The sequence below is a fragment of the Kitasatospora sp. NPDC093558 genome, assembly GCF_040683475.1.
In the GTDB taxonomy this organism is placed as follows: Bacteria; Actinomycetota; Actinomycetes; order Streptomycetales; family Streptomycetaceae; genus Kitasatospora.
The window spans coordinates 1-13122 of the sequence record NZ_JBFBDY010000162.1; the positions used below are offsets into that span (position 1 = coordinate 1).

Below are 13122 nucleotides of genomic sequence, written 5' to 3' on the forward strand. Positions count from 1 at the left end.
CTGACCAAGCGTCAGATCGCCGACCCGGATGGCCGACCCGGATGGCCGACGCCGGCCGTCAGATGTCGCGGAACGTCTCGATCTGCGCGCCGATCGAGTTGAGGCGCTCGGCGAGGTCCTCGTAACCGCGGTTGATGACGTAGACGTTGCGCAGCACGGAGGTGCCCTGGGCGGCGAGCATCGCGAGGAGGATGACCACGGCCGGGCGCAGCGCGGGCGGGCACATCATCTCGGCGGCGCGCCAGCGGGTCGGGCCCTGCACGAGGACGCGGTGCGGGTCGAGGAGCTTGACGTCCGCGCCGAGCCTGGTCAGCTCGGTCAGGTAGATCGCGCGGTTGTCGTAGACCCAGTCGTGGATCATCGTCGTGCCGTGCGCCGCCGCGGCGATCGCGGCGAAGAACGGCACGTTGTCGATGTTGATGCCCGGGAACGGCATCGGGTGGATCGTGTCGATCGGCGCGGTCAGCTTGGACGGGCGCACGGTGAGGTCGACCAGGCGGGTGTGACCGTTGTGCGCCCGGTACTCCGGGGTGCGGTCGTAGTCCAGGCCCATGCCTTCCAGCACCGCGAGCTCGATCTCCAGGAACTCGATCGGCACCCGGCGGATCGTCAGCTCGGAGGAGGTGACGACGGCGGCGGCGAGCAGGCTCATCGCCTCCACCGGGTCCTCGGCCGGGGTGTAGTCGACGTCGCAGGTGATCTCCGGGACGCCGTGCACGGTGAGGGTCGTGGTGCCGATGCCCTCGATCTTCACGCCCAGCTTCTCCAGGAAGAAGCACAGGTCCTGGACCATGTAGTTGGGCGAGGCGTTGCGGATGACGCTCACGCCGTCGTGCCGGGCAGCGGCCAGCAGCGCGTTCTCGGTGACGGTGTCCCCGCGCTCGGTCAGCACGATCGGACGGTCCAGCGGGACGCCCGGCTCGACCGAGGCGTGGTAGGCACCGCCGGTGGTGGCGACCTCCAGGCCGAAGCGGCGCAGCGCGGTGAGGTGCGGCTGGACGGTGCGGGTGCCGAGGTCGCAGCCGCCCGCGTACGGGATGGCGAAGCGCTCGGCGCGGTGCATCAGCGGGCCGAGGAACATCAGCACGCTGCGGGTGCGGCGGGCGGCCTCGACGTCCATCGCGGCGAGGTCGAGCTCGGCCGGCGGGGTGAGTTCGAGGTCGCGGCCCTCGTTGATCCAGCGGCTCTTGACGCCGATGCTGGTGAGGACTTCGAGGATGCGGTAGACCTCCTCGATCCGGGCGACGCTGCGGATCGTGGTGCGGCCGGTGGTGAGCAGCGAGGCGCAGAGGATCGCGACGCAGGCGTTCTTGCTGCTGCGGACGTCGATCGCGCCGGAGAGGCGGGTGCCGCCGGCGACGCGCAGGTGCATCGGGCCGGAGTAGCCGAGGGAGACGATCTCGCTGTCGAGGGCTTCGCCGATGCGGGCGATCATCTCAAGGCTGACGTTCTGCTTGCCCTGTTCGATGCGGTTGACCGCGCTCTGGCTGGTGCCGAGGGCCTCGCCGAGCTGCGCCTGGGACCAGCCGCGGTGCTGGCGCGCGGTACGGATGAGGGTGCCGATACGGGTGAGGTAGTCGCCTGTCACTCGGCAGACCATATCTCACGCTTGAGATGGCGACAGAATCAGGAGGCGGCGCACTGCTCCATTTGTCCGTTTCTCGCCCCGTATGGGCGTCACATCTTCACATCACCATGAGATATTGCTGAGCTTTCCGCGCATTCCCGGGAGTTCACGGCCCGGGTTCCCGGGACCTCACGGCCCGAGCGGCTCGGCCCGTCCGACGATGGTGCCCGCGCGGTCGATGCAGATGACGTCCACCGCCACCGGGGAGCCGACGAGCACGCCGAGCGCCGTCGCCCGGGCCGCCTCGGCGACGAGGTCCCCCAGCGGCACACCCGCCGCCCGGCACAACTGCACCGCCTCCAGCCCGGTGTTGGCGGCGGCCACCGCCCCGGCCAGGGCCTCGTCCGCGCCGCCGCGCCGGGCCAGCCCGGCCAGGTAGCCCTTGTCCACCTGGGAGCGCGCCGAGTGCAGGTCGAGGTGGCCGGCCGCGAGCTTGGACAGCTTGGCGAAGCCGCCCGCGATGGTCAGCCTCGGCACCGGGTGGCGCTTGAGGTACTTGAGGACGGCGCCGGCGAAGTCGCCCATGTCGAGCAGCGCGTCCTCGGGCAGTCCGTGCACGGCGACGGCGACCTTCTCCGACGTCGAACCGGTGCAACCCGCCACGTGGGTGCGGCCCGCCGCGCGCGCCACGTCCACGCCGCGGCGGATCGAGTCGATCCAGGCCGAACAGGAGTAGGGGACGACGATGCCGGTCGTGCCCAGGATGGACAGGCCGCCGAGGATCCCGAGCCGGGGGTTCCAGGTGGAGCGGGCGATCTCCTCGCCGTGGTCGACGGAGACCTCGACGACGACGTCCCCCGTGCCGCCGTGCGCGGCGGCCACCTCGGCGACGGCGTCCCGGATCATCTGCCGGGGCACCGGGTTGATCGCGGGCTCGCCGACGGGCAGCGGCAGGCCGGCCTTGGTGACCGTCCCGACCCCGGGACCGGCCCGGAACACCACCCCGGCACCGGGCTCGCCGGCCCGCACCGTCGCGCGGATGAGGGCGCCGTGGGTCACGTCGGGGTCGTCGCCGGCGTCCTTGACCACGCCGGCCATGGCGCTCGGGCCGCCGGTTGCACCCAGGCCGCCGGGTGCGCCCGGGCCGCTGAGTGTGCCGGCACCATCGGGTGCGCCCGCGTCGCTCGCCGGCCTGAGCTCCTCCGCGGCCAGGGCGAACGCGGGCTGCTGCCCCTTCGGGAGGGTGATGGTCACCGGATCGGGGAACTCGCCGGTGAGCAGCGCCGTGTAGGCGGCCTTGGCGGCGGCGGTGGCGCAGGCGCCCGTCGTCCACCCGTGCCGCAGGCCGCTGCTCTTCAGCTGCCCGGCCCGGCCTCCCGGTTCGGCCACGTCCGCCTCGCTCGCTGTCTCGGTCGCCGTCGCGGCCCCTGCGCCCGTTGCCGCACCGATTGCCGCACGGACCGCCGCCCCCGGCTGCGGCACCGGTCACTGTTCCGGCCGCCGCCCCGGGAGGGCCGCAACGGCCTCCGGTGCCGATTTTCCCCCATGGACCCGGCCGGGCGGCGACCGGGGCCCTCGGTCGGAGCCCGGTGGATCCCGCCCCGGGGCGACGGCAGGGATGTCGGCGGGGGTGCCGGCAGGGATGTCGGCAGGGGTGCTGGTGGGAGCGGTGGTGGCGGCGGTGGGAATGGCCGCCCCGCGTTACCGAGAAGTTCTCTGCACGGGTCTCGAAACCGCCGCCTACCAGTGAGTAATCTGTCGCTCCGCCAGATGCGGGTTCATGACACGGGGTCCGGGCCGGAGAAGCCGGCCGGGCCATCAGAATGCGGGGTTTTCGTGGCAGGGATGAGTCGGCGTACGTTCGTGACGGGCACGTCGGTGGCCGCCGCCTGGGCGGCGCTTTCGCTGGGCGGCGCGCAGTTCGCGTCGGCGGCGGCGCGCGACCAGGCGCTGGCGGCCACCGCCGCGAGAGCCGTCCGGGTGACCGGGACCACGCTCGACCAGGTGGCGACGCCGGTCGGCAGCGGCCCGTACAAGCGGCTGACGGCCGGGCCGGGCTGGCCGCTGGTCGTCCGCGGTGACATCGCGACCCCGGGCAGTGGCCGCGACGACCGCCGCACCGGGCTGGCCAGCTTCGTCCAGTTCTCCGACCTGCACCTGGTCGACACCGAGTCGCCGTTCCGCTTCGAGTACCTGGCCAGGTTCCTCGGCGCCGCGCACCGGCCGCACGAGACCCTGAACGCCCGCGGTGTCTCGGCCCTCGTCGAGCGCGTCAACTCGCTCGCCGGCGGCCCCTACACCGGGATGCCGTTCAGCCTGGTGATGGCCACCGGCGACAACACCGACAACCACGAGCACGCCGAACTCGACTGGTACCTCACCGTGATGGGCGGCGGACGCCTCGCCCAGAACACCGGTGACCCGGACCGCTACGAGGGCGTGCAGAACTCCGGCAGCTCCGCCTACTGGAACCCCGAACTGTCCTTCCAGGACGGCTACAAGGCCAAGGGCTTCCCGCAGATACCCGGCTTCCTGTCGGCCGCAGGCCGGCCCTTCGACGCCCCGGGCCTGCGCACGCCCTGGTACACGACGGTCGGCAACCACGATGACAGCCTGGAGGGTTCGCTCCCGGACCTCGGGCTGCTGAACGACCTCTACACCGGCGAGTACAAGCTGGAGGGCTGCGACGACGCCGAGGCCGGCCGGCTGATGGAGGCCCTGCGGCACGATCCCGCGAGCGCCGCGCTGCTGCTCGGCAAGCTGCTGGCGACCGGCGACGCGGTGCGCGAGATCACCCCGGACGAGCGCCGGCTGCCGTTCACGCTCAAGGAGTTCGCGAAGGCCCACCTCGACCCGGCGGTCACCGGCGCGGGCCCGCACGGCCACGGCTTCACCTCGGACATGGTGAACAGCGGCAAGCTCTTCTACACCTTCCGCATCTCGGAGAAGGTCCTCGGCATCAGCCTGGACACCACCAACCAGGCCGGATTCGCGGACGGTTCGCTCGGCACCGCGCAACTGCGCTGGCTGGAGCAGCAGTTGAAGGCGCACAGCGGGCACTGGTACGACGGCGACGGGCGGAAGGTGACGGGGGGCAGCACCGACGACCTGATCCTGGTCTTCAGCCACCACACCAGCGGCACCATGGGCAACCTGCTGCCCGACCCGCGCAACATCTTCGAGAAGCGGCACGACGGCAACGAGCTGGTGGCACTGCTTCAGCGCTATCCGAACGTCGTCGCGTGGGTGAACGGCCACACCCACATGAACAAGATCACGGCACACGGGCACGCGGTGGCGGAGCGCGCGTTCTGGGAGATCAACACCGCCTCCCACATCGACTACCCGCAGCACGGCCGGATCATCGAGATCGCGGACAACGGGGACGGCACGCTGTCCCTGTTCACGACGCTGATCGAGTCCGACGCGCCGTACGGGACCGACTTCGCCAGTACGTCCGACGCCAACCTGGCCGCGCTCTACCGCGAGCTCTCGTACAACGACCCGTACGGCCGGCCGGCCGCGCTGCTCGGCTCTGGGCAGGACCACAACACGGAGCTGCTGATCACCAAGCCGACGCGGTGACGGGTGGTGGCGGGGCCCAACCGGGTAACGGCTGACGGCGGGACCTCAACCGGGTGACGGCTGACGAGTGACAGCTGACGGGTAACAGATAACAGCTGACAGATTTCGTTATCTGTCAGCTGTTATCTGTTTTCTGTTCCCTGTTACCTGCCGCCCGTCACCCGCCCGCCGTCAGGCCTCCGGGTACCGCCGCGGCGTCCAGACGACCTCGACGCCGCCGCCGCGCTCGACGGCCTGCGTCTGCGACGAGCCGATCAGCAGGATCGTCCGCATGTCGACGAGCGCCGGGTCCAGCTCGCCGAGCCGCACGATCCGGACCCGCTCGGTCGGACCGCCGACGTCGCGCGCCATCACCACGGGCGTCTCGGGCGCGCGGTACTCCAGGAGGAGGTCCCGGGCCAGGCCGACCTGCGTCGTCCGCGACTTGGAGCCCGGGTTGTAGAGCGCGAGCACCAGGTCCGCCGCCGCCGCCGCGCGCAGGCGGCGGGCCACCGCGTCCCACGGCTTGAGCCGGTCCGACAGCGAGACCACCGCGTAGTCGTGCCCCAGCGGGGCGCCGGCCCGGGAGGCGGCCGCGTGCGCCGCGGTCATGCCCGGCAGCACCCGCACCGGCACGTCCCGGTAGGCCTCCTCGCAGGCGACCTCCAGCACGGCCGTGGCCATCGCGAAGACGCCCGGATCGCCCGAGGACACCACGCAGACCCGCCGCCCGCGCCGGGCCAGGTCGAGCGCGAACTCGGCGCGCTCCGACTCGACCTTGTTGTCCGAACCGTGCCGCACCTGCCCCGGCCGCTCCGGCACCCGGGCCAGGTAGGTGGTGTAGCCGACCAGGTCGGTGGCCTCGGCCAGCGCGCCGCGCGCCTCCGGGGTGAGCCAGAGCGGCCCGGCCGGTCCGGTGCCGACGACGGTCACGCTGCCCGTCCCGTCCGCCGTCCGCACGACCGGCTCCAGCGGCGCGACCTTGCTCGGCAGTACCGCCACCGAGAAGTACGGCACGCTCTCGCCGTCGACCTCGGCGAGCGGCAGGATCCGCTCCCCCTCCATGAACGCGCGCTCGACGTACTGCGCGTCCTCCAGCCGGCCCGCCCGCTCCAGCGCGCGGCGGACGGCCGGGAAGGTGCGCCCGAGCTTCATGATCACGGCCGAGTCCGCGGAGGCGATCCGCGCCGCCAGCTCCTCCTCGGGCAGCGTGCCCGGGATGACGGTGAGGGTCTCCTCCGCCTCGGTCAGCGGCTGCCCGAGCCGGGCCGCCGCCGCGCTGACGGAGGTCACGCCCGGCACCACCTCGGTCGGGTAGCGGTGGGCGAGCCGCTTGTGCATGTGCTGGTAGGAGCCGTAGAACAGCGGGTCGCCCTCGGCGAGCACGACGACGTCGCGCCCGGCGTCCAGGTGGGCAGCCAGCCGGGCGGCGGCCTCCTCGTAGAAGTCGTCGAGCGCGCCCCGGTAGCCGCCGGGGTGGTCGGTGGTCTCGACGGTGATCGGGTAGACCAGCTTCTCCTCGATCTGGCCACCCGTCAGATACCGCTCGGCGATCGAGCGCGCGATGGACCGCCCGTGCCGGGCGCTGTGGTACGCCACCACGTCGGCCTTGCCGATGAGTTCGGCGGCGCGGACGGTCACCAGCGACGGGTCGCCCGGCCCGAGCCCGACCCCGTAGAGACGACCGGTGGAGGCGCCCTGAGGGTCGTTCTGGCGCTCGTTCTGACGGGCCGTCACTCTTCTTCGCTCGCAATCGCGTTGATGGCGGCGGCGGCCATCGCACTGCCGCCGCGCCGGCCGCGCACCACCAGGTGCTCCAGGCCGGACGGGTGTTCGGCCAGGGCCTGCTTGGACTCGGCGGCGCCGATGAAGCCGACCGGCACGCCGATCACCGCGGCCGGGCGCGGCGCACCCGCCTCGATCATCTCCAGGAGCCGGAAGAGCGAGGTCGGCGCGTTGCCGACGGCCACCACGGCGCCTTCGAGGCGGGGCAGCCACAGCTCCATGGCGGCGGCGCTGCGGGTGTTTCCCATCGTGCGGGCGAGTTCGGGGACGGACGGGTCGGTGAGAGTGCAGACGACCTCGTTGTCGGCGGGCAGCCGCTTGCGGGTCACGCCGCTGGCGACCATGTTGACGTCGCACAGGATCGGCGCACCGGCGCGCAGCGCGGCGCGCGCGGAGGCGACCACGCCGGGCGAGTACACCAGGTCCTCGACCAGGTCGACCATCCCGCAGGCGTGGATCATCCGCACCGCGACCTGGGAGACGTCCGCCGGCAGGGCGGCCAGGTCGGCCTCCGCGCGGATGGTGGCAAAGGACTGGCGGTAGATGGACGCGCCGTCCTTCTCGTACTCGATCACTTCGTGGTCCTCCTGGCCTCGGCGACCGCCTCGGCCATCTCCTCGTTCGTCACATCCACGGCGGAAACCCCCATCGCGGAAACGTCCACGGCGGAAGCCTGCACGGCCGCGCCGACCTCGCCATCCGGGCCGACCTCGCCGTCCGGGCCGACCTCGCCGACCCCACCGACCGGGCCGGCCGCCGGGCCGTTCACCGTCACCCGGTAGCCCTGCCCAGTGGCGAGCACGTCCACCCACCGCCCGGCCGGGTGGCCGCAGCGCCGTTCACAGCCCGACCAGTGCACGGGCAGGCCGCCGCCGCTCGCCGCGTCCAGTGCGCGCGCCGCGTCCGCCCGCACGTCGGCGAGCGACTTGGCGCACCCGGGCAGCCCGGTGCAGGCGGAGGCCCGCTCCCAGGGCGAGCCGGGCAGCGTCCGGAACCCGGCCGCGGCGAGGTCGGCCAGCCGCTCGGCCGGGGCTCCCGGCAGGACGGCTCCGCGCCAGGGCGTCAGGCGCAGTTCGCCGGCGCAGGCGGCGACCAGCGCGCGCCACTGCGCCGCGCTCGCCCGGCCGAAGCGCAGGCCGACCGACAGCCCGCCGGGCAGCGCGCCGACGACGGGGGCCGCCCCCGTGAACGCGGGCAGCGGCACGGTTCCGGCCGGCAGCAGGTCCGGGACTTCGCGCAGGTGCCAGGCCTTGCGTCCGCTCGCGCGCAGCGCGTCCAGGAAGGAACGGGCCGCGTCCAGCACGGCCGTCACTTCCCGCCCGGCCTCGACGGGGTGTCCTGACGCGGACCGTCCGAGGCGCAGCAGGCGGGTGCCGTCCGGGCCTGCGATCAATGTCACATCGGCGTCGAGCGCGGCGACGTCGCCCCGGCCGTCGTCCAGCGCGAACAGGAACTTGCCGGAGAGTCCGGCCGCCCAGTCGCTCGCGCACAGGCGCGCGTCCAGTTCGCGCACCCACGTCTGCACGTCGGCGCCGGCCCGGGTGTCGAGGCCGGCGAGTGGCGAGGCGACGATGTTGCGCACCCGCTCGTGGGTGTCGGAGGGCAGCAGCCCGGCGGCGCGCAGCCGTTCGGCGAGGTCCGCCGCGCAGTGCGAAGCCAGGCCCCGGAGTTGGACGTTGCCGCGGGAGGTGGTCTCCAGTTCGCCGTCGCCGAGGGCCTCGGCGGCGTCGGCCAGCGCGAGTGCCTGACGGTCCGTCAGGAGACCGCCGGGCAGGCGGACCCGCGCCAGGGCGCCGTCGTCGGCCGTGTGCAGACGAAGCGCCCCTGGGCAGGCGTCCGCGCGCCCCCGGTCGGGCACCGCGGCGCCCGGCGCGGTGGCGTCGGGTGTCGGTGGCATGGCGGCGAGCATACAGATGATCCGATCGGTTGCCTCCGTCCGCTGCATCACACTCCGGCTCCCGGCACGTGCCTCCCGCTCGCACCGCCACCGCGCACCCGGGCACGCGCCGCCCACGCCCCGTCCGCACCCCGCCCACGCCCTGATCGCACACTCACCGCATACCCACCGCACAACCCCGCGCGCACCCCGCGCCCGCGCCTCCCCCGCACCTCGAAGGCGTCCGCACCCGCACCGGCCGGGTCGAAACTCGCTCTCCCCCAGGTCAGCCACACCCCGTACGATGCTGGCGGGCGGTCCCCGCGGACCGCCCGACGCCCGCGACGGCGCAGGGGAGGAAACCGGTGCAAGCCCGGTGCGGTCCCGCCACTGTGACCGCGGCTCACCGGGACGCCCGGTGGCCGCGGGAGCCAGGAACTCCCGCCGTCCTCCACCGGCCCGGGGCGCGGACCCCGAGGAAGGCAGAAATGCACCACCTCTGTCGCATGCCCGCGCCCGCGTCCCCGGCCACGACCAAGGCCACCCGGGCCGCCGCCGTCGCGGCCGCCCCGGCCACCACCGAGGCCGGGAGGGCCTTCGCATGATCCTGCTGCTGTCGACGTCCGACACCGACCTGCTCAGCGCCCGCGCCTCGGCCGGCCCCGTCCCCTACCGGCTCGGCAACCCGGCGCGGCTGGCCCCCGCCGACCTGCCCGCCCTGGTCGAGGGCACCGACCTCGTCGTGGTGCGCCTGCTCGGCGGGCGCCGCGCCTGGCAGGAGGGCCTCGACGCGCTGCTGGCGGGCCCGCGCCCGGTGGTCGTCCTGACCGGCGAACAGGCCCCCGACGCCCAGCTGATGGAGCTGTCCACCGTCCCGGCCGGCATCGCCGCCGAGGCGCACGCCTACCTCGCCCACGGCGGCGCGGCCAACCTGGCCGAGCTCGGCGCCTTCCTGTCCGACACCGCGCTGCTCACCGGCCACGGCTTCGCCCCGCCCGCCTCGGCCCCGGCCTGGGGCCCGCTGGAGCGCGAAGCCCGTACCGAGAGCGGTCCGACGGTCGCCGTGCTCTACTACCGCGCCCACCACATGAGCGGCAACACCGCCTTCGTCGAGACGCTGTGCCGGGCCATCGAGGACAAGGGCGCCCAGGCCAAGGCCTACTACTGCGCCTCGCTGCGCGGCGCCGAGCCCGAGCTGCTGGCCGCCCTCGGCGAGGCCGACGCGATCGTCACCACCGTGCTCGCCGCCGGCGGCACCCGGCCCGCCGACGCGCAGGCCGGCGGCGACGAGGAGGCCTGGGACGCGGGCGCGCTCGCCGCGCTGGACCGCCCGATCCTCCAGGCCCTGTGCCTGACCTGGTCGCGCGCCCAGTGGGAGGCCAGCGACGACGGCCTGTCCCCGCTGGACACCGCGACCCAGATCGCCGTCCCGGAGTTCGACGGCCGCCTGATCAGCGTCCCGTTCTCCTTCAAGGAGCTCGACGAGGACGGCCTCACCGTCTACGCCGCCGACCCCGAGCGCGCCGCCCGCGTCGCCGGCACCGCCGTCAAGCACGCCCGCCTGCGGCACATCCCGGCCGCCGAACGCCGCCTCGCGCTCGTGCTGTCCGCCTACCCGACCAAGCACGCCCGCGTCGGCAACGCCGTCGGCCTGGACACCCCGGCGAGTGCCGTCCGCCTCCTGGACCGGCTGCGCGAGGAGGGCATGGACCTGGGCTCGGACCTGCCCGTCCTCGACGGGGACGACGACGCCCACGAGGGCGACGCGCTCATCCACGCCCTGATCGCCGCCGGCGGCTACGACCAGGACTGGCTCACCGAGGACCAGCTGGCCCGCAACCCGGTCCGCATCCCCGCCGCCGACTACCGCCGCTGGTACGCCGGGCTCCCGCAGGCCCTGCGCGAGCAGGTCGAGGAGCACTGGGGCCCGGCGCCCGGCGAGCTGTACGTCGACCGCTCGCAGAACCCCGACGGCGACATCGTGCTCGCCGCGATCCGCTCCGGAAACCTGCTCGTCCTCATCCAGCCGCCGCGAGGCTTCGGCGAGAACCCGGTCGCCATCTACCACGACCCCGACCTGCCGCCGAGCCACCACTACCTCGCCGCCTACCGCTGGATCGAGGCCGCGCAGGAGGACGGCGGCTTCGGCGCCCACGCCGTCATCCACCTCGGCAAGCACGGCAACCTGGAGTGGCTGCCCGGCAAGACCGCCGCGCTGTCCGCCGAGTGCGGCCCCGACGCCGTCCTCGGCGACCTCCCGCTCGTCTACCCGTTCCTGGTCAACGACCCGGGCGAGGGCACCCAGGCCAAGCGCCGCGCCCACGCCACCCTCGTCGACCACCTCGTGCCGCCGATGGCCCGCGCCGACTCCTACGGCGACATCGCCCGCCTGGAGCAGCTCCTCGACGAGCACTCCAACATCGCCGCGATGGACCCGGCCAAGCTCCCCGCGATCCGCGCCCAGATCTGGACGCTCATCCAGGCCGCCAAGCTCGACCACGACCTCGGCCTGGACGAGCGCCCCGAGGACGACGGCTTCGACGACTTCCTGCTGCACGTCGACGGCTGGCTGTGCGAGGTCAAGGACGCCCAGATCCGCGACGGCCTGCACGTCCTCGGCCAGGCCCCGGCCGGCACCGACCGGGTCAACATCGTGCTCGCCATCCTGCGCGCCCGCCAGATCTGGGGCGGCGTCAGCGCGCTGCCCGGCCTGCGCGAGGCCCTCGGCCTGGACGAGGCCGCGCTCACCCTCGGCGCCACGGACGCGGCCGAGGCGCAGGCCCGCGCCCTCGTCGAGGCCATGGAGGCCGAGGACTGGGCGCCCGAGGCCGTCGAGAAGGTCACCGCCGCGCTGCCGGAGACCGTCCAGGAAGCCGTCCGCGAGGTGCTCGCGTTCGCCGCCACCCAGGTCGTGCCGCGCCTCGCCGCCACCACCGACGAGCTGGACGCCGTCCTGCACGCGCTCCAGGGCGGCTTCGTCCCGGCCGGGCCGTCCGGCTCCCCCCTGCGCGGCCTGGTCAACGTGCTGCCCACCGGCCGCAACTTCTACTCCGTCGACCCCAAGGCCGTGCCCAGCAAGCTCGCCTGGGAGACCGGCCAGGCCCTCGCCTCCTCGCTCGTCGAGCGCTACCGGGCCGACAACGACGGCGCCTTCCCGCCCTCGGTCGGGCTCTCGCTCTGGGGCACCAGCGCGATGCGCACCGCCGGCGACGACATCGCCGAGGCCTTCGCCCTGCTCGGCGTCCGCCCGGTCTGGGACGACGCCTCGCGCCGCGTCACCGGCCTGGAGCCGATCCCGCTCGAGGAGCTCGGCCGTCCGCGAATCGACGTCACGCTGCGCATCTCCGGCTTCTTCCGCGACGCGTTCCCGCACGTCGTCGCGCTGCTGGACGACGCGGTGCGCCTGGCCGCCGCCCAGGAGGAGGCCGAGGCGGACAACTACGTCCGGGCCCACGTGCAGGCCGACCTCGCCGTGCACGGCGACGAGCGCAAGGCCACCGTCCGCGTCTTCGGCTCCCGCCCCGGCACCTACGGCGCGGGCCTGCTCCAGCTGATCGACAGCCGCGACTGGCGCACCGACGCCGACCTCGCCGAGGTCTACACGGTGTGGGGCGGCTACGCGTACGGGCGCGGGCTCGACGGGCGCCCGGCGCGCGAGGAGATGGAGACCGCGTACAAGCGGATCACCGTCGCCGCGAAGAACACCGACACGCGCGAGCACGACATCGCCGACTCGGACGACTACTTCCAGTACCACGGCGGCATGGTCGCCACCGTCCGCGCCCTCACCGGCAAGGCGCCGACCGCCTACATCGGCGACTCGACCCGCCCGGAGACCGTCCGCACGAGGACGCTCACCGAGGAGGCCGCCCGCGTGTTCCGCGCCCGGGTGGTCAACCCGCGCTGGATCGAGGCGATGCGCCGGCACGGCTACAAGGGCGCGTTCGAGATGGCCGCGACCGTCGACTACCTGTTCGGCTACGACGCCACTACGGGCGTAGTTGCGGACTGGATGTACGAAAAGCTGACCCAGGAGTACGTGCTGGACCCCGTCAACCGGGAGTTCCTCGCCGGCGCCAACCCGTGGGCGCTGCACGGGATCAGCGAACGGCTCCTGGAAGCGGCGAGCCGCGGGCTCTGGGAGCAGCCGGACCCGGAGCTGATCGAGCAGCTGCAGGCCGCATTCCTGGAGACCGAGGGGGACCTGGAGGGCGACGAGGGCTGACGCTCCCCGGCGAGGGCTGAGTCCACCGGGCCGGGCCGATCCGTCCGGGCCGATCCGTCCGGGTGTTCCAAACGTGGTGTTCACGTCACCCATCCGGGTGACGTG

General features: G+C 73.7%; 7 protein-coding genes and 1 riboswitch. Of the genes, 2 read left to right on the forward strand and 5 right to left on the reverse strand.

The genetic code is table 11. The annotated features are described in order from the left end of the window. Positions 1 to 58: 58 nt before the first annotated feature. A complete protein-coding gene (locus AB0O00_RS17585; RefSeq protein ID WP_363652692.1) occupies positions 59 to 1588 on the reverse strand; it encodes a UDP-N-acetylglucosamine 1-carboxyvinyltransferase in 1530 nt (509 codons plus the stop codon). 168 nt (positions 1589 to 1756) lie between these two features. Next, the gene (locus AB0O00_RS17590; protein ID WP_363652694.1) at positions 1757 to 2956 is read right to left on the reverse strand and encodes a cobalt-precorrin-5B (C(1))-methyltransferase; all 1200 of its coding nucleotides are present in this window, start codon (positions 2954 to 2956) and stop codon (positions 1757 to 1759) included. Positions 2957 to 3412: 456 nt separating this feature from the next. Here AB0O00_RS17590 and AB0O00_RS17595 point away from each other — a divergent pair, with 456 nt between their 5' ends. Beyond that, the gene (locus tag AB0O00_RS17595; RefSeq protein ID WP_363652695.1) at positions 3413 to 5152 is read left to right on the forward strand and encodes a TIGR03767 family metallophosphoesterase; all 1740 of its coding nucleotides are present in this window, start codon (positions 3413 to 3415) and stop codon (positions 5150 to 5152) included. Between the two features lie 171 nt (positions 5153 to 5323). On the opposite strand, the gene AB0O00_RS17600 is transcribed toward AB0O00_RS17595, so the two are convergent. The 3 genes from AB0O00_RS17600 to AB0O00_RS17610 are packed head-to-tail and all read right to left on the reverse strand — an operon-like array spanning position 5324 to position 8813. Further along, the gene (locus AB0O00_RS17600) at positions 5324 to 6868 is read right to left on the reverse strand and encodes a precorrin-2 C(20)-methyltransferase (RefSeq protein ID WP_363652696.1); all 1545 of its coding nucleotides are present in this window, start codon (positions 6866 to 6868) and stop codon (positions 5324 to 5326) included. Further along, entirely contained in the window at positions 6865 to 7491 is a 627-nt protein-coding gene (locus AB0O00_RS17605) for a precorrin-8X methylmutase (RefSeq protein WP_363652698.1), read from the reverse strand. The genes AB0O00_RS17600 and AB0O00_RS17605 overlap by 4 nt, the downstream gene beginning before the upstream one ends. Next, on the reverse strand, positions 7488 to 8813 hold the full coding sequence (locus tag AB0O00_RS17610) for a cobalamin biosynthesis protein CobG (RefSeq protein ID WP_363652700.1): 1326 nt from the start codon (positions 8811 to 8813) through the stop codon (positions 7488 to 7490). The genes AB0O00_RS17605 and AB0O00_RS17610 overlap by 4 nt, the downstream gene beginning before the upstream one ends. A gap of 334 nt (positions 8814 to 9147) precedes the next feature. Next, a riboswitch (cobalamin riboswitch) is annotated at positions 9148 to 9233 on the forward strand. Positions 9234 to 9393: 160 nt separating this feature from the next. On the opposite strand from AB0O00_RS17610, the gene cobN reads away from it, so the two are divergent. Further along, complete coding sequence (gene cobN, locus AB0O00_RS17615) at positions 9394 to 13017, forward strand: cobaltochelatase subunit CobN (protein ID WP_363652702.1); 3624 nt, start codon at positions 9394 to 9396, stop codon at positions 13015 to 13017. Positions 13018 to 13122: the final 105 nt, after the last annotated feature.